General features: G+C 59.1%; 16 protein-coding genes. All 16 read right to left on the reverse strand.

Annotated features, from left to right (window positions below; all coding sequences use genetic code 11):
- Positions 1-84: 84 nt before the first annotated feature.
- The 16 genes from HMPREF9162_RS06560 to HMPREF9162_RS06635 all read right to left on the reverse strand — a co-directional run bounded on the left by HMPREF9162_RS06560 (position 85) and on the right by HMPREF9162_RS06635 (position 14,966).
- The gene (locus HMPREF9162_RS06560; RefSeq protein WP_009438606.1) at positions 85-1,215 is read right to left on the reverse strand and encodes an MBL fold metallo-hydrolase; all 1,131 of its coding nucleotides are present in this window, start codon (positions 1,213-1,215) and stop codon (positions 85-87) included.
- 92 nt (positions 1,216-1,307) lie between these two features.
- A complete protein-coding gene (locus HMPREF9162_RS06565; RefSeq protein ID WP_009438824.1) occupies positions 1,308-1,796 on the reverse strand; it encodes a flavodoxin in 489 nt (162 codons plus the stop codon).
- A 1-nt stretch (position 1,797) separates the two neighbouring features.
- Positions 1,798-3,429: a DUF4127 family protein gene (locus HMPREF9162_RS06570; RefSeq protein ID WP_009438628.1), complete on the reverse strand. Its 1,632-nt coding sequence runs from the start codon at positions 3,427-3,429 to the stop codon at positions 1,798-1,800.
- Between the two features lie 8 nt (positions 3,430-3,437).
- Positions 3,438-4,157: a hypothetical protein gene (locus HMPREF9162_RS06575; protein WP_009438923.1), complete on the reverse strand. Its 720-nt coding sequence runs from the start codon at positions 4,155-4,157 to the stop codon at positions 3,438-3,440.
- On the reverse strand, positions 4,157-4,855 hold the full coding sequence (locus tag HMPREF9162_RS06580; RefSeq protein ID WP_009438846.1) for a DUF2225 domain-containing protein: 699 nt from the start codon (positions 4,853-4,855) through the stop codon (positions 4,157-4,159). The genes HMPREF9162_RS06575 and HMPREF9162_RS06580 overlap by 1 nt, the downstream gene beginning before the upstream one ends.
- 226 nt (positions 4,856-5,081) lie before the next feature.
- The gene (locus HMPREF9162_RS06585) at positions 5,082-6,536 is read right to left on the reverse strand and encodes an NADH-quinone oxidoreductase subunit N (protein WP_009438629.1); all 1,455 of its coding nucleotides are present in this window, start codon (positions 6,534-6,536) and stop codon (positions 5,082-5,084) included.
- The gene (locus tag HMPREF9162_RS06590; RefSeq protein WP_009438744.1) at positions 6,536-8,068 is read right to left on the reverse strand and encodes a NuoM family protein; all 1,533 of its coding nucleotides are present in this window, start codon (positions 8,066-8,068) and stop codon (positions 6,536-6,538) included. Before HMPREF9162_RS06590 ends, HMPREF9162_RS06585 begins: the two co-directional genes overlap by 1 nt.
- Positions 8,065-9,969 carry an NADH-quinone oxidoreductase subunit L gene (nuoL, locus tag HMPREF9162_RS06595; RefSeq protein WP_009438717.1) on the reverse strand — a complete coding sequence of 635 codons (1,905 nt, stop codon included), beginning with the start codon at positions 9,967-9,969 and terminating at the stop codon, positions 8,065-8,067. Before nuoL ends, HMPREF9162_RS06590 begins: the two co-directional genes overlap by 4 nt.
- 13 nt (positions 9,970-9,982) lie before the next feature.
- Positions 9,983-10,288 carry an NADH-quinone oxidoreductase subunit NuoK gene (nuoK, locus tag HMPREF9162_RS06600; RefSeq protein ID WP_009438809.1) on the reverse strand — a complete coding sequence of 102 codons (306 nt, stop codon included), beginning with the start codon at positions 10,286-10,288 and terminating at the stop codon, positions 9,983-9,985.
- Positions 10,285-10,779: an NADH-quinone oxidoreductase subunit J gene (locus HMPREF9162_RS06605; protein ID WP_009349176.1), complete on the reverse strand. Its 495-nt coding sequence runs from the start codon at positions 10,777-10,779 to the stop codon at positions 10,285-10,287. The genes nuoK and HMPREF9162_RS06605 overlap by 4 nt, the downstream gene beginning before the upstream one ends.
- Positions 10,776-11,432 carry a 4Fe-4S dicluster domain-containing protein gene (locus HMPREF9162_RS06610; RefSeq protein ID WP_009438599.1) on the reverse strand — a complete coding sequence of 219 codons (657 nt, stop codon included), beginning with the start codon at positions 11,430-11,432 and terminating at the stop codon, positions 10,776-10,778. The genes HMPREF9162_RS06605 and HMPREF9162_RS06610 overlap by 4 nt, the downstream gene beginning before the upstream one ends.
- Positions 11,433-11,444: 12 nt before the next feature.
- Positions 11,445-12,491 carry an NADH-quinone oxidoreductase subunit NuoH gene (gene nuoH, locus HMPREF9162_RS06615; RefSeq protein WP_037350329.1) on the reverse strand — a complete coding sequence of 349 codons (1,047 nt, stop codon included), beginning with the start codon at positions 12,489-12,491 and terminating at the stop codon, positions 11,445-11,447.
- Between the two features lie 12 nt (positions 12,492-12,503).
- Complete coding sequence (locus HMPREF9162_RS06620) at positions 12,504-13,601, reverse strand: NADH-quinone oxidoreductase subunit D (protein WP_009438774.1); 1,098 nt, start codon at positions 13,599-13,601, stop codon at positions 12,504-12,506.
- Entirely contained in the window at positions 13,601-14,089 is a 489-nt protein-coding gene (locus HMPREF9162_RS06625) for an NADH-quinone oxidoreductase subunit C (protein ID WP_009438615.1), read from the reverse strand. The genes HMPREF9162_RS06620 and HMPREF9162_RS06625 overlap by 1 nt, the downstream gene beginning before the upstream one ends.
- Positions 14,086-14,622 (reverse strand): NADH-quinone oxidoreductase subunit B, encoded by a 537-nt coding sequence (locus HMPREF9162_RS06630; protein WP_009438716.1) that lies wholly within the window; start codon positions 14,620-14,622, stop codon positions 14,086-14,088. The genes HMPREF9162_RS06625 and HMPREF9162_RS06630 overlap by 4 nt, the downstream gene beginning before the upstream one ends.
- Positions 14,613-14,966: an NADH-quinone oxidoreductase subunit A gene (locus tag HMPREF9162_RS06635; protein ID WP_009438621.1), complete on the reverse strand. Its 354-nt coding sequence runs from the start codon at positions 14,964-14,966 to the stop codon at positions 14,613-14,615. Before HMPREF9162_RS06635 ends, HMPREF9162_RS06630 begins: the two co-directional genes overlap by 10 nt.
- Positions 14,967-15,178: the final 212 nt, after the last annotated feature.

Here is a 15,178-nt window from a genome sequence, read left to right on the forward strand (position 1 = left end):
AGGAACTTAGCGAATTTCTCCCGTGCAACATTACAAATACGTAAAGGATGCAGACCGGGAACTACAATGCACCAAAATCGCGTATCACGCCATCCCCTCCCACCAGTGCGGGTAGTCGGCCGGAGAAGCGATATCCACCGCCTCACCGATACGCGGCGTCACAACACGATAGGGACGCCCTGCACTCTCATGCAGAAGCTCCGCATAGGGTTCCTGCCATTTGTGCAGAGCAAGGGCGAATTTTCCGCTGTGTGCGGGGAGGACGGCGCGCGCGCGCACGTCCTCCGCCGCCTGCGCCGTCTCGGCAGGCAGCATGTGGATCGGGTGCCACTGCATGTTGTACTGCCCGTTCTCCATGAGCGCGAGATCAAATCCGTCGAAGTGCTCGCCGATGGTTCGAAAATGTTTTCCATAGCCGCCGTCGCCGCTCATATAGACGCGCCGCTCAGGCGTAATAATCGCAAATCCACACCACTCGGTGTTGTTGCGCGTAAGGAATCGCCCGGAAAAATGCTGCGACGGCAGGATGTGAATGTGGAAATCATCGGCGAGCGCAATGTCCGTATCCCAATCCTCTTCGTGCAGATGTGAAAGGTCAAATCCCCATGCCTCAAAGAATTCTCCGACACCAAGCGGACAGACAATCTCCTTGATTTTGGGCTTCAGCGCCATGACCGTCGCGTAGTCGAGATGATCCCAGTGGTCGTGCGTCATGAGGAGGACGTCAAGTTCGGGAATATCTGCCGCCGTATAGACATTGCTTCCGCGGAAGGCGCGATTGATGAAAAAGACGGGCGATCCGTATGCGGAAAAGACAGGATCGATAAGAATGCGCCGTCCCGCAATCTGAAGGTAAAAGGTCGAGTGCCCCATCCATACGGCAATATCCTTCTCGCGCGGAATCGCGGCGAGATCGGTTTTGTTGCTCGGGATAAGTTCCTTTGGAATGCGGCCGTCATCCGTGTCAAAGAGAACACGCCACAGGGTCTCAATACGTCCGGGGCGCTCCTCGTCGGGCAGCTTGTCATTCATGTATTCCACGGGTTCGAGGCAGACGAATTGCCCGTTCACATAATGCGGTGACTGCTTGATGCGCTCGAGGCGCGCGCCCTGCGGGGCGCGGCCGAATTTTTCCTGCGAGACGAAGAGTCCCGCTCCGCCTGCAAGTGCGCCAATCCCCGCGAGCGTGCCGAGCAGGAAGTTTCTGCGTTTCATAGTTCCCCCATAAGTATAATGCGCGCCCCAAGGGCGCGCATGAATTGAATCTGTTTGAGATGACGACGCCGGGCGCAAAAATCCCGCGTCACCTAAATGCCCAAGGAGGCAATCCACGAATTAATCGCCATCGGCGTCTCCCCCATCTCAAACCGCCGCCCCTCTTTGACGAGGGCGCCCGGCGCCGAAGGACGCAGGTGTGCTGTGGTCTGTCCCATAGGGCTGCCTCCGGAGGTAGAAAACGGAACGACGGTCTTATCCTTCAAGTCACAGCTCTCAAGGAACGTATTGATAATATGCGGTGCAATATACCACCAAATCGGGAATCCCACAAAGACGGTCTCATAATGCGAAATATCGGGCAGTTCACCCGCGATCTCCGGGCGGCTTGCCGGGTCGTTCATCTCAACGCTCGAACGGCTCTTTTCATTATTCCAATTGAGATCGTCCTCGGTATAGGGAACGGCGGGCACAATCTCATAAAGGTCTGCCCCTATCACATCCGCAATTTTTTCGGAAATTTTCTCTGTCCGCCGTGAAGGAGAGGCAGAAAAGTAAGCGATCAGATATTTTCGATGCATATTACTGACTCCTCTTTGCAAGAAAATCATAGGCAAAACCGCGTTCACCGCGCAGAATATCGGACTCAAACATGCGGTTCCACGGGAATGTGACCTCTACGGTATCAATGTCCGCAAGCGGCGGCAGATTCTCCTCAATGAAGCGGTTCATCATACGTGTAGAGCGGGCACTGACGGCATCCCTCTTCGAGCCAAGACTGCCGTAGAAGCCGTCGCCGCGCAGCCATGTGAGCTGGCGCGCGATGGTGTTGCGCACGTTCGCCTGATACGCCCAGTCGTCGAGATAGCGTGTCGTGAGCAGACGATCGGCGGCGTCGCCGCTCATATGACGGACGAGCATCCCCTCGCCGATGGCAAAGCCGGAGCTGTTTGTCGGCGTATTCCAGCCCGCATAGGCGCGAATCTTATAGAGCAGACCACGCTTTTGCAGCTCCGCCATGAGTGCGTTATCCGAACCGTTGGCAAATGCAACGTCGGCAATCGCAACGGGGTAGCCCTTCCCCACGTAGTCGGAGACAATATCGGCAAAATATGTTGTTCCCTCACGCGGTGTCCCGTCATTCAGGGCGGCATTTGCCTCATAGGTTCGCCCGTCGGGATTTGTGTTCACCGTAAGCACGACGTCTGCCTTTTCGGGTGCACGCACGACCATGCCGCCTGCGGCGAGGACGGCATCGTTGATGGAGGTACCGATTTTTTCATCCGAGTAGGCGGGTACGGTTTCTTCCCCGCGCCCCCAATTGTAACGCGGATAGACAAAGGGAATTTCATGGCGCTGCTCATTAACGGCACGCGTGAGCATGAGAAGGGCGATCTCGTCGATGCCCGCCATCGTCTGAAAGCGCGTCTTTCCGAGATCCGCGCCCTCCTGCGTAAGGTGGCGGCTCTCGAGATGGGTCTGCGAAAACGGCGCATTATCGTCGCGCCCGAGCGCAAGGTACCGGAATGTCCCTTTTTTTCGCATGAGCTCAATCATGTATGAGTTCACCGCATAATTCTTCTCGCGGCGCCCCATCCAGTCGGCGAGCGCTTCTTTCGGGATCAGCCGCTCAAGAAAAGCATATTCCTTTTTCTCGCGTCGTGTCAGCCCCTCGACCTCGTCCTTGTCGCGCAGAACCGTGTAGCGGAAGATGTCGGCTCCGTAGCGGCGGTAGTACTCCGGTTCCTCGTGCCCTGATGCCTCGGCGGTGCGCGGCGTACGCATGATCGAGCCGAACACATAGAGAGGTACCTTCGGCTGCTCCTTCTGAAGCTCTGCAAACCGCGCGGCGCGTGCCATGACCTCGTCGCGCGAATACGTATGCTTACGCGAGCCGACAAGGCTGCCGTAGATCACAGCGTCGGAGGAGATGACAACCCCCTTCACCCCGGGCTGCGCGATATTCGTCCGCACCCATGCCCACAGTTCATCGGGATGACCGAGATCCTCGCGGTTGCCGAGGAGGTCATTCGGCGGTACGACAATGTCGTAGCCGAGCTGTGCCACGACATCCGCCGTCTGTTTGCTCGAGATGGGGCGGCTGTCATGCGGGATGAAGAGAATTTTCTCGGTCACGGGAGCCGACTTTGCCGCCTCCGTTATCTGCGGGAACAATCCCAGCACCAAAACAAAACAAAGTATACGAATGAGCATATTCCTTCTCACTCTGTACCTCCTTCCGGTGTCCCCGGCTGCACCTTGTCCTTCAAAATGTTTCTCAGTGCATCCTTCACATCATCCGGCACGTTCAGTTTTGTATCAAACATGATACCGCCGTCGCGCACCTGCGCCCCCTCAATCTCAATCATATCGATGAGTCTGTGCCCGCGGAACTCTGTCTGCCCAAGACGAGACGCCGCCAACACCTCGTGGAAATCAACGCGCACCGTATTGCCGTGCACATCAACGGGGACGCGATCCGAGACGTCGAGATGCCCGACCATGCGCTCCACCATAGAGAGCGAAACACGCGCGAAAATCCACGAGACAAGCCCGTGATTGGGAACTTTCTTCTTACGTACACGGTAGACGGCGTACGACTTCTCACCGTCATGCACCATTTCCTCGATCGTACCGGACAACTCGATACGCTTATATTTTTTTGCCGTTGTGCATACGATGTCGAGTGTTCCGTTCGCGTGCGATGTGAGTGTGATGCCCGTGATGCTCCCGTCTGTACCGAGATTTTTTGCGATCGCCTCGTTCATCGTCGCATCGCGCACGAAGAGATGCCCGTCCGCGATTTCCGTTAGTGTCTCGCGATCCCAAGTATCGCGAAGTGCGGTCAATACAGGTGCATAGTCCTGCACCGTCTCCCGGATCGTGCTCCAATCGAAACTGCGCAAATCCTCAATGAAATGCGCCGGAATATCAATAACCATTAACCGTTCGCTTTCTCTGCCGCGGCCTTCTTCTCGCGCAGTTCGAGCCACAGGTTCTGCGTGCGCTCGAAGAGTTTTGCATCGTTCTTACGCACTTCCTGATCGCTCATGATCTGCGAAAGCATCTGCGTCGCCTTTTCATAATTCTCAAGACGGTAGTATGCCGCTCCCGTCATATAGATTGCCATCATATCGCTCATACCATTGATCGGGTAGTGCTCCGTCATAACAGATTTTTCGTAGAGTTCCGCCGCACGCAGCAGCGCCTCGTTTTCCTTATCGCGATCGTCTGTATCGCGGTAGACCCACGCCATGCCCATGCAGTAGCCCGCCTGTTTTTGCAGCGGCCAGCCGAGCCGCTCAGCGAAGTAGATGCCGAGCTTGTACGCGCGGATTGCCTCCTCTACTGTCCGCTCCTCTTTATACGGAAGATTGACCTTATGCCCCGCAAGAAGCTCCTTGATCTTATCCTTGTCACGCGCCTTCAGAGGCTCGCCCGTGAACTGTTTTTCATCGGCGGCAAAGCCGCAGTGTTCGCACATCCATACACGATAGCGGTAAGGGTTCACCCCCTCATAGTGAACGCAGTAATCCTCATCCGTCTCAAGCGTGATCAGGCGCGCTTTCATCTTCGTCACGTGCGTCTCTTCCCCACAGACCGGACACGGTTTTTCCACCGTATATGTATACTCTGACATAATGCACCCTTCCTCCCTGTCTAAAAGACTATATGTAGGATACCATAAAACGTGGGAAAAAGAAAATTTTTCCACATAAAAACACGCCCGGCCACATTAAATTGGCCGGACTCCTGAAAGTGAGACGCACGGATTTTACATTCTTTGATTTACAATGTAAAGCAAAATGGATGCAAAAACGGAGTCGAGGTACAAATGCACCACGACTCCGTTTTCGTATGAAGTTTCACCGCATAAAGGTATAGACCGCGATATTACTGAGGATTGAGAGGGGCTGCGCCCAGATGCCGACGATGAGTGTGCAGAGGACGGCGAGAACGCCGACGGCGGATGCGGGCAGGGGCAGTGCGAGTTTGCTTTTGACCTCTTTCTCTCCCGGGTCTACGTCGCGGTACATTTCCTTAATGACGAGGAGGTAGTAGTAGACGGACGCCATGGACATGACGAACCCGACGCCCGCGAGCCAGAGATAGCCCGCGTCGATGACGGCGGAGAAGATATAGATCTTCCCGACGAAGCCTGCCGTCGGCGGCAGTCCCGCCATCGTGAGTAGGGCGACCATGAGAAGCCCCGCGGGGAGCAGCGACTCCTTTGCAAGCCCGCGCACGGTGTCAAAGTCCGCCGCGCCGCGCTTCATCTCGAGATAGGTAACGGTGACAAACGCGGCGACGTTCGCGAAGACGTAGACCATCGCGTAGAAGAGCACCGCCTTGATGCCCGCGGCATTCGTGGCGACAAGCGCGCTCATCATGTATCCTGCCTGCGCGATGGACGAGTACGCGAGCATCCGCTTGATATTCGTCTGCCGGAACGCCATGAGATTGCCGCCGACCACGGAGACCGCCGCGAGCACGGCAATCAGGTGCGCCCAATATGCGGCGAGCACGGGGAACGCAACGAAGAGGACGCGCAGGAGGACGGCGATGCCCGCCGCCTTCGAACACATGGCGAGCAGTCCCGTGACGGGCGCGGGCGCGCCCTCGTAAACATCGGGCGCCCATAGGTGGAACGGGATGATCGAGAGTTTGAAGAAGAATCCCGCGAGCATCAGCACGACGCCGATGAGCCCGAGCGGAAAGAGCATCCCGTAGCCCTGTGCGATCCCCTGAAAGAGCATCGTCCCCGTCATGCCGTAGACAAGGCTCATGCCGTAGAGCAGCGCCGCCGTCGAGCCCGCGCCAAAGACGAGGTATTTCATCCCCGCCTCCGCCGAACGCGGCGCATCCGTCCGCAGCGCGACGAGCGCATAGAACGAGACGGTCATGAGCTCCAGCCCGACGAACGCGGTCATGAGATCGTTCGCCGAGGCGAGCGCGCACATGCCGAGGAGCGCTGCGAGGAGCAACACATAGTATTCACCGCGGTGCGGCAGAACCTCTTCGGCGTAGTCCATGGAGAATAGGACGGTGGAGAGCATCCCCACGATGAAGAGCATCTTAAAGAATACGGAATAGCCGTCCACGATGTAATGTCCGGCATAGAACGCGATCGCGCCGCCGTCCGGCGGATACATCCCCACCGCGCCCGCGAGCACGGCAAGCAGTCCGACGGCGGTCACGCCGCCGAGAATCCGGCGCGGCGCATTTTTTTCGAGAATCAAATCGAGGAGGAGCACCGCCGCCATGAGTACGGCGATGCCGATCTCAACGGAGAGCGCTGCAAAATTCATGTCCGCCATCATCACATCCCCCCTCCGAGTATCGTCGGCGCATCTTTCAGCAGCTCAAAGAGCGGCACGAGCGGCGCGACGCCGCTGTCAACGACGTTCATCAAGAGCCCCGGGAACACGCCGAGTCCGACGAGGAACACACCGAGCACGAAGAGCGGCGCGAGGTCGATTTTCTGTGTGTCCGGGATCGCGGTGAACCGCTCCGTGCGAGGCCCGAAGAGGACGCGCGCGAGCATCCGCAGGACGTAGAACGCGGTAAATACGATGCCGCTCACGGAGATGACGGCGATGACGGGGTAGACCTCCATCACGCCGACGAAGATTGTGAACTCAGGGATGAAGCCGATCAGTCCCGGCAGTCCGAGCGAACACAGACCTGCGAGCATGAATCCGACCGTGATGTGCGGGCGGTGATGCGCGAGCCCCCAGAGATCGCCGATGCTGCGCAGGTCGGTCTTGTCGTAGATATAGCCGATCTGCGAGAAGAAGAGCGCGAGCATGATGCCGTGCGCCACCATATACGCAACCGCACCGCTGACGCTCACAGCGTTCAGCGCCGCAAAGCCGAGCAGGACATAGCCCATATGGGAGACGGACGAATAGGCGATCATATACTTGATGTCGCGCTGTGCGAGCGCGATGTAGGAGGCGTAAATGACGTTGATCATCGCGAGCACAGCGATGACGGGCGCCCAAAATTTTGCGCCGAGCGGCAGGATGAAGATGCCGATGCGGATGAGCGCGTAGCCGCCAATTTTTTTCAGCACGCCCGCGTTGATCATGGAGATCGCGGTGGGCGCGCCCGCGTAGCCGTCGGGCGACCAAATGTGAAACGGGAACATCGAGAGATGCGAGCCGAAGCCGACGAGCAGGAGGAGGAATGCGGTGACCTGCACCTCCCACGGGATGAGCCCCGACGTCGCCGCCATGGCGAGCGCCTCGAAGTCGAACGTGCGCATCCCCGTCTCATACGCACTCACATAGAGGAGGAGCACGCCGAGCAGCATGAACGCGGAGCCGACGAGGAGGAAGATCGTCATCTTCATCGCCGCGTGCTCCTTCGAGACACGCTCCGAGGATCCCCAGATGAGCACCATCAGATACGCGGGCACGACGACCATCTCGCAGAGCACGAGGAAGAGGAACATGTCGCGCACGAGGAACGCCCCCGTGACGCCCCCGATGACGATGAGGAGGAGGACGAAATACTCCTTGACGCGTTTCTCGACGTGCCACGAGCTAAAAACCGCCGCAAGCCCGACGACGCCCGTGAGGAGCAGCATAGGCAGCGAGATGCCGTCCACGCCGAGCGCATAGGCGACGCCGAGGTCGGTGATCCACGGAACGTACTCCGTGAACTGCATCCCGCCCCGCATGAGGTCATAATTCGCATAGACGTGGAGGATGAGCAGCAGCGTGAGTACCATCGCCGCCGCCGAAAGCCGCCGAATCGCACTGTGCAGCCCGCCCGGCAGGAGCGCAATGATGCACGCCGCCACGAGCGGCAGCCATAGGATGATCGAAAGAACGGGAACCGCCGTCATCGCGTGACACCTCCTCCCCAATACGCAAGCACCTGCACCGCCCAATAGAGCGCATAGCACAGGAGTATGAGCACACCCGTGTAAAAGACCACGACGTAGCGCTGCGCCTGTCCGTTCGCGGACTCCGTGAGGAGGTCGCTCGTCGCGAGCGCATAGCCGCCGAGTCCGTACATCGTGCCGTCGAAGATCTTCTCGTCGATCCAACGCAGGACGACCGCCGTCCCGTAGACGAAGCGCGTGCGGATATGCGCATAGAGCTCGTCGATGTAAAATTTATTGTAGATGACGCGATAAACGAATCCGAAACGCTTGCGCTCCATCGATGCGCGGAAGCTGTGCCGTCCGTAGATCTGATACGCGGCAGCAAAGGCGAGGAGCGCAAGCGCGGTGCTCGCCACCGCCACCGTCCAATCGATCGCCTCGTGATGCGGCGTGCCCGCGTGAACCCACAGCGAGAATCCGCCGAAATAGCCCCACAGCCCGCTCCCGATCGTAAGCAGGGCGAGCGCCGCCATCGGCAGCCACATGCGGGCGTCGACCTCATGCGCCTCGTGTTCGCTCCGATTCTCTCCGAGGAACGCGAGGATGAGGAGGCGCGCCATGTAGAACGCCGTGAGGAAGGACGTCGCCGTCGCCATGACGTAGAGCGGCGTGCTCGCGTGCATGACCGCCGCGAGGATCTCGTCTTTGGAGAAAAATCCCGAAAACGGCGGAATGCCCGCAATGGCAAGTACGCCGATCACCATTGCCGCGAAGGTCAGCGGCATTTTTTGATAGAGCCCGCCCATCTTCGTGATGTCCGTCTCGTCGTGCAGCGCGTGCATGACCGCACCCGCGCAGAGGAAGAGCATCGCCTTGAAGAAGGCGTGCGTCATGAGGTGGAACATCGAGGCGGAGAACGCGCCGACGCCGACCGCCATCATCATGTAGCCGAGCTGACTGATCGTCGAGTACGCGAGCACCGCCTTGAACCGCCGCTGCGTCACGGCAATAACCGCGGCGAAGAGCGCCGTGAACGCCCCGAGCCCCGCGATGAAGTCCATCACGACGGGCGACGTGCTGAAGATGAAGAATGCACGCGCCACGAGGAACACGCCCGCCGCAACCATCGTCGCTGCGTGGATGAGCGCTGAGGTCGGCGTGGGGCCTTCCATCGCGTCGAGCAGCCACACATGGAGGGGGAACTGCCCGGATTTGCCGATGGCGCCCATGAAGAGCAGGAATCCGATGAGCGTGAGCATCCCCGTCCCTGCGGCAATCGCATAGGGCGGCACCATCATGCGCAGCTCGACGAAATCCATCGTGCCGAATGTGATCTGCACGAGCAGAATGCCGAGCAGCATTCCGAAGTCGCCGATGCGCGTTGTGATGAACGCCTTTTTCGCCGCCTCGCGCGCCGCTACCTTTTGATAGTAAAAGCCGATCAAGAGGTACGAGCAAAGCCCGACGCCCTCCCAGAACACATAGAGCTGGAGGAAGTTGAGCGCGACCACGAGTCCGAGCATCGCCGCCGAGAACAGCGACATGAAGGCGAAGAACCGCCCCATGCCCGCGTCGTGTTCCATGTAGCCGGCGGAGTAGATGTAGACGAGCAGGGAGACGAGCGTCACGATGACGAGCATCATCGCCGTGAGCGGGTCGATGAGCACGCCCATCTCGAGTGCTACGCTACCGACCTTTGCCCACAGCGTTTTCATCACATAGGGGTCGGACATCGTGATTTGATAATCCACGACCGCAAACGCGATGCAGACAGAGAACACGAACGCCGCCGCCATCAGCGCGATCGCAATCGCCGCCGAGAGATTCTTCTTTGACCGTGTAAAGGGCGCGATGATGAGAAACGCGATCGCGGGAAAGAGCGGAATGAGATAGGCGTGGGTCAGTACGAATGTGAACATATTCTTCCCTCCCCTAATCTCTCAGCGTATCGAGTTCGTCGACATTGGTCGTGAACCGGATTTGATACAGACGGAACGCGAGCGCAAGCCCGACGGCGATCTCGGACGCCGCCACCGCGATGGAAAAGAGCGCCATCAGCTGCCCCTCCGCGTTGTGCGCATAGAAGCGGTCAAACGCCACGAGATTGATATTGACCGCGTTCAGCATGAGCTCCACGCACATGAGGATGGGGATGAGACCGCGCCGCGTGAGCAGTCCGTAGAGGCCGATGCAAAAGAGCAGCGCCGATACAAAGAGCAAATCGGTCAGTCCGATCATGCGGCATCGCCTCCTCTCGCCAGCAGCAGCGCGCCGATCATCGCCGCGAGGAGGAGCACTGCGCCGATCTCAAACGGCAGAACGTACGCGCCGAGCATCAGCGCGGCGATCTCATGTGCCCCCGTCGGCGCGCCGAGCATCCCGTCCGGCATGGGGGCAAGCACGATGCCGAGCCCCATGAGGAAGAAGAATCCGCCCGCGAGCAGCCCCGTCACAACGCGCCGAAAGAGTTTCTGCGACGGATTCGAATGCGCCATCGAGTCCCGCCGCGTCAGCATGATCGCCATGACGATGAGCACGGCGACCGCACCGCTGTAGACCATGAGCTGCACCGCGCCGAGGAACTCCGCACCGATATAGAAGTACATGGACGCCACGCCGATGAACGACACGACGAGGAAGAGCGCGCTGTGCACGACGTTCGGCGAAAGGACGACGCCGAGCGCCCCGATCACGGTAATCGCCGCGAGCACATAGAAGATGAAACTCATGACGCGCCCCCTTCCTGTGCCGCAGTTTCAGGCCGCGCCGCGGGCTTTTCCGCGGCAGGCTTTTCCGCCGGCGCAGCCTGTTTCGCCGCGTCCGCATTCGCCTGTGCCGTTGGTTCTTCCGCAGCGGGAGCATTCTGCTCCGCCGCTTTTGCCTCGGCTTCCGCTTTGGCTTTCGCCGCCGCCTTTGCCGCCGCTTCGGCTTCCTTCTTCGCCTTTTCCTCCGCCGCCTCGACCTCAACGCGTGCGAGGAACTCCGCGAGATCGGCGCGATCCGTGTCCGTCATCGCGTCGTGTGTCATCGTTTCCTTGCTCCACGTCGAGATCGCGTAGTCCTTATCCCACACGAGCGTCTTGACGGGACAGACCTCCACGCAGAGGTTGCAGTAGAGACAACGGCCGGATTTATGAATATAGTATTGCATGTGACGCTTTTTCTTCGCGTCCTGCACGATCGTCAGATCGAGCGCCTTGTTCGGGCACGCGTTCGCGCACATGGAACAGCCGATGCAGACGCGCCAGTCCATCGCGAGATTGCCCCCGCGGAAATTCTCCGTCATCGGCAGCTTCTCTTCGGGGTAGCAGAACGTCTCCTTTTTCCCCCAGAGATGCTTCCATGTGACGCTCATTCCGGTCAGCAGACCTTTTCCAAACATGTCAGCACCTCCCTAGACCATCCCAAAGACATACATCGCGACGCCCGTCAAAAAGACGTTGATCATCGAGAGCGGCACGAGCACCTTCCATCCGAAGGTGAGAATCTGATCCACGCGTGTGCGCGGGAACGTCCAGCGAAACCACATGATGAGGAACACCATGACGAGCGCCTTGAGCCCGAACCACACGAAGCCCGGCAGGAAGGAGGGACCGCTGTAGCCGCCGAGGAAGAACGTCGTCGCGAGAATCGCCGCCGTCAGAAGGTTCGCATACTCGGCGAGGAAGAACAGCGCCCAGCGCATCCCCGAATACTCGGTAAACGGACCCGCGATGATCTCCGACTCGCCCTCCACAAGGTCAAACGGCGTGCGATTCGTCTCCGCGACCGCCGCAATCAAAAAGATGACGAACGCGAGCGGCTGTACGAAGATGAACCACGCGTTGTGCGCCTGCATCTGCACGATGTCGTCGAGCCGCAGCGATCCCGTCAGCATGACGACGCCGAGCAGCGAAAAGAGCAGCGGCGCTTCGTAGCTGAGCATCTGCCCCACGATGCGCATTCCGCCGATGAACGAATATTTATTATTGGACGCATAGCCGCCCATGAGGAACGGCAGTACCGCCTGTCCCGACACGGCGAAGAGGAGGAACACGCCGACGTTCACATCGGCGAGTACCGCGCCCGCGTCGAACGGGAAAAAGGCATAGACGAGCGCCGCCGGCACGAAGAGGAGCGCGGGCGAGAGCGCCCACACGACCTTGTCCGCACCTGCGGGCATGATGTCCTCCTTGCTCATGAGTTTGAGCATGTCCGCGATCGGCTGGAGGAGGCCAAAGCGACCGCCGACCCTGTTGGGGCCGAGGCGCACCTGAATGAACGCACAGATTTTGCGCTCCGCATAGGTAAAGACGATCGCCGCCATCGAGATGATGCCGAGGAGCGCCGCGACGCCGACGACCGTCATGACGAAATCCACAACGAACGGCACGGGCACGACCGTATAGATGAGCGATCGCATCCACGCCGCCAGCGCGGCAAGCAGAGAAAGTTCCATCATTCCCCTCCTTTCTCAGCAGTCCACTTCGCCCATGATGGGGTCGATGGACGAATACGCGGCGACCGAGTCGCCGATGAGCATCCCGCGGCACATCGCGTCGAGCCCCTGCATGTTGACGAACGAGGGGCGGCGGATGTGGATGCGGTAGGGCTTCGGCGTGCCGTCGCTGACGATGTAGAACCCGAGCTCCCCGCGCGTGCCCTCCGTGCGGCTAAAGACCTCGCCTTTGGGCGGTTTCACGACTTTCGGCACCTTGCCCATGAAGTCGCCCGCGGGGAGTCCCTCGATCGCCTGTCGAATGATGCGCGCACTCTGCGCGATCTCCCCGAGCTTCACTTGGTAGCGATCCCAATTGTCGCCGTGGACGCCGACGGGAACGTCAAACTCGAACTCGTCGTAGACGCTGTAGCCGTCGACCTTGCGCAGGTCGAACGGCAGCCCCGTCGCGCGCAGGTTCGGCCCCGTCATGTTGTAACGCAGGGCTTCCTCCGTCGTCATCGGGGACGTGCCCACGATGCGGCGGACAAAGATTTCGTTGCCCGTGAGGAGTTTATTGTACTCGTCGAGGAACATCGGCACTTCGTCGAGGAACGCGCGAATCATCGTCTCCGCCTCAGGAGTTAAATCTTCCTTCACACCGCCGATGCGGATGTAATGAAACGTCTGACGCGCGCCGCAGACGAGGTTAAAGATGTCGAGGATCTTCTCGCGGTCGCGGAAACAGTAGAGCATCCCCGTCGACGCGCCGAGATCGTTCGCGAGCGTCCCGATGAAGATGAGGTGACTGTTGATGCGGTTCAGCTCCGCCATAATGACGCGGATGTACTCCGCGCGCCGCGTCGTCTCGATGCCCGCCAGCTCTTCAACTGCGAGCGCATAGCCGAAATTATTGTTCATCGAGGACACATAGTCGAGCCGATCCGTATAGGGCAGCCCTTGGATGTACGTCCTGTCCTCAAGCAGTTTTTCAATCCCGCGGTGGAGATAGCCCATGACGGGCGTCGCCTTTAGGATGCGCTCGCCGTCGAGCTCGAGCTGCACCTGCAGGACGCCGTGCGTCGAGGGATGCTGCGGGCCCATGTTGAGCGTATAGGTCTCCGTTCTCGGCATCACGGCGCCTCCTTTCGAATGCGCGGAATCTCGGGCGGCGGAGGGGCCTTGAAATCCTTGCGCAGCGGATGTCCCGCGAAATTCTCGGGCAGGAACACGCGCCTGAGATCCGGATGCCCCGTGAAGGCGATGCCCATGAGATCATAGACCTCGCGCTCTTCGAACTCCGCACCCGGGAACACCGCCGTCGCGGACGGCACGCGCGGCGCATCGTGCGGGAGCGTGACCTTCACCGTCAGCCAATGCCCCGATGCGGGGGCAAAGAGATGATAGACCGTCTCGAAGCGATCCTTCCAATCGACCGCCGTCAGGTTTTCAAGGCGCGTAAAAGCGAGCGCCGCATCGCTGCGCAAATAGGTCAAAAACGATATGAGTTCATCCGCGCCGATATAGACGGCGGGACGCGCCGCTTCCGCGTCGTACTCCGCCGCAGGAAATTGCTCCTTGATTGCCGCAAGCATTTCGGCGGGTGCATATTCTTTTCTCATGCCGTCACCGCCGCTTTCTCCTTCGCCGCCCATGCCGCGCGCTCTGCCGCGACGCGTTCGGGATGCAGAATCTTTTCCCGCAGCTTCAGCATCCCGTCCATCAGCGCCTCTGGACGCGGCGGACAGCCCGGGATGTAGACGTCCACGGGCAGGATGTCGTCGATGCCCGGGACGACGGAATACGAGTCGGCGAAAGGGCCGCCCGCAATCGTGCACGCGCCCATCGCGATGACGTATTTCGGCTCGGGCATCTGCTCGTAGAGCCGCACGATCGGCTCCGCCATCTTCCACGTCAGCGTCCCCGCCACAATGAGCAGATCCGCCTGCCGCGGGCAGGGACGGAACACCTCGTAGCCGAAGCGCGCGAGGTCGAACCGCGCCGTCGCCGTGCTCATCATCTCGATCGCACAGCAGGCAAGCCCCGAGGACAGCGGCCAGATGGAGCTTGCGTGCGCCCAGCGAAATAATTGATCGATTTTTACAACAAATACATTGTGCCGCAGCGATTCCGGTACACGCTCCGCTATCTCCATGTCAGATCCCCCTTTCGCCACGCATAGCCGAGGCCAAGCGCAAGAATGCCGACGAATACGAACATCTCTGCGAGTGCAAACGCCCCGATCATCCGGAACTCAACCGCCCACGGATAGAGGAATACCGTCTCGATATCAAACACGATGAACAGCAGCGCATAGAGGAAATATCCCGCGCGGAACTGCACATACGGCGACCCGACCGGATCGACGCCGCACTCATACGGAATGTACTTCTGCGGCGACGGACGGCGCGGCTGCAAGAGGAACGCAGGCCCGAGCGCCATGACGGGAAACGCGAGCGCCACCAAGAGGAACACCAACAGACTCCCATACTCTCCCATACACAGAGCCTCCTTGTATTAAGATATAGAATAAATACATAGGAAAAACAAATAATCACAAACAATAGACAATAGAAAAAAATTATGCTGAAACCGTTCATTCTAAATCAAATTTATAACAGGCGGCTACAGCAATAAAGTCTATGTATAATATACCGAAAAAAAGCTATATTGACAAGGATAATTCACGAGGAAAGTATTATTTATAATGA

The sequence above is a fragment of the Selenomonas sp. oral taxon 137 str. F0430 genome, assembly GCF_000183625.1.
Lineage (GTDB): Bacteria > Bacillota > Negativicutes > Selenomonadales > Selenomonadaceae > Centipeda > Centipeda artemidis.

Bases quoted from the DNA above. Each gene is read 5' to 3' on its own strand.
- HMPREF9162_RS06635 (WP_009438621.1), bottom strand. From the start codon at position 14,966: ATGGGAGAGTATGGGAGTCTGTTGGTGTTCCTCTTGGTGGCGCTCGCG.
- HMPREF9162_RS06590 (WP_009438744.1), bottom strand. From the start codon at position 8,068: ATGACGGCGGTTCCCGTTCTTTCGATCATCCTATGGCTGCCGCTCGTG.
- nuoL (WP_009438717.1), bottom strand. From the start codon at position 9,969: ATGTTCACATTCGTACTGACCCACGCCTATCTCATTCCGCTCTTTCCC.
- HMPREF9162_RS06620 (WP_009438774.1), bottom strand. From the start codon at position 13,601: ATGCCGAGAACGGAGACCTATACGCTCAACATGGGCCCGCAGCATCCC.
- HMPREF9162_RS06630 (WP_009438716.1), bottom strand. From the start codon at position 14,622: ATGGAGATAGCGGAGCGTGTACCGGAATCGCTGCGGCACAATGTATTT.
- HMPREF9162_RS06565 (WP_009438824.1), bottom strand. From the start codon at position 1,796: ATGCATCGAAAATATCTGATCGCTTACTTTTCTGCCTCTCCTTCACGG.
- HMPREF9162_RS06610 (WP_009438599.1), bottom strand. From the start codon at position 11,432: ATGTTTGGAAAAGGTCTGCTGACCGGAATGAGCGTCACATGGAAGCAT.
- HMPREF9162_RS06625 (WP_009438615.1), bottom strand. From the start codon at position 14,089: ATGAGAAAAGAATATGCACCCGCCGAAATGCTTGCGGCAATCAAGGAG.
- HMPREF9162_RS06575 (WP_009438923.1), bottom strand. From the start codon at position 4,157: ATGGTTATTGATATTCCGGCGCATTTCATTGAGGATTTGCGCAGTTTC.
- nuoH (WP_037350329.1), bottom strand. From the start codon at position 12,491: ATGATGGAACTTTCTCTGCTTGCCGCGCTGGCGGCGTGGATGCGATCG.
- HMPREF9162_RS06580 (WP_009438846.1), bottom strand. From the start codon at position 4,855: ATGTCAGAGTATACATATACGGTGGAAAAACCGTGTCCGGTCTGTGGG.
- nuoK (WP_009438809.1), bottom strand. From the start codon at position 10,288: ATGATCGGACTGACCGATTTGCTCTTTGTATCGGCGCTGCTCTTTTGC.
- HMPREF9162_RS06560 (WP_009438606.1), bottom strand. From the start codon at position 1,215: ATGAAACGCAGAAACTTCCTGCTCGGCACGCTCGCGGGGATTGGCGCA.
- HMPREF9162_RS06605 (WP_009349176.1), bottom strand. From the start codon at position 10,779: ATGAGTTTCATCTTCTATGTGCTCGCGGCGATTACCGTGATCGGGGCG.
- HMPREF9162_RS06570 (WP_009438628.1), bottom strand. From the start codon at position 3,429: ATGCTCATTCGTATACTTTGTTTTGTTTTGGTGCTGGGATTGTTCCCG.
- HMPREF9162_RS06585 (WP_009438629.1), bottom strand. From the start codon at position 6,536: ATGATGGCGGACATGAATTTTGCAGCGCTCTCCGTTGAGATCGGCATC.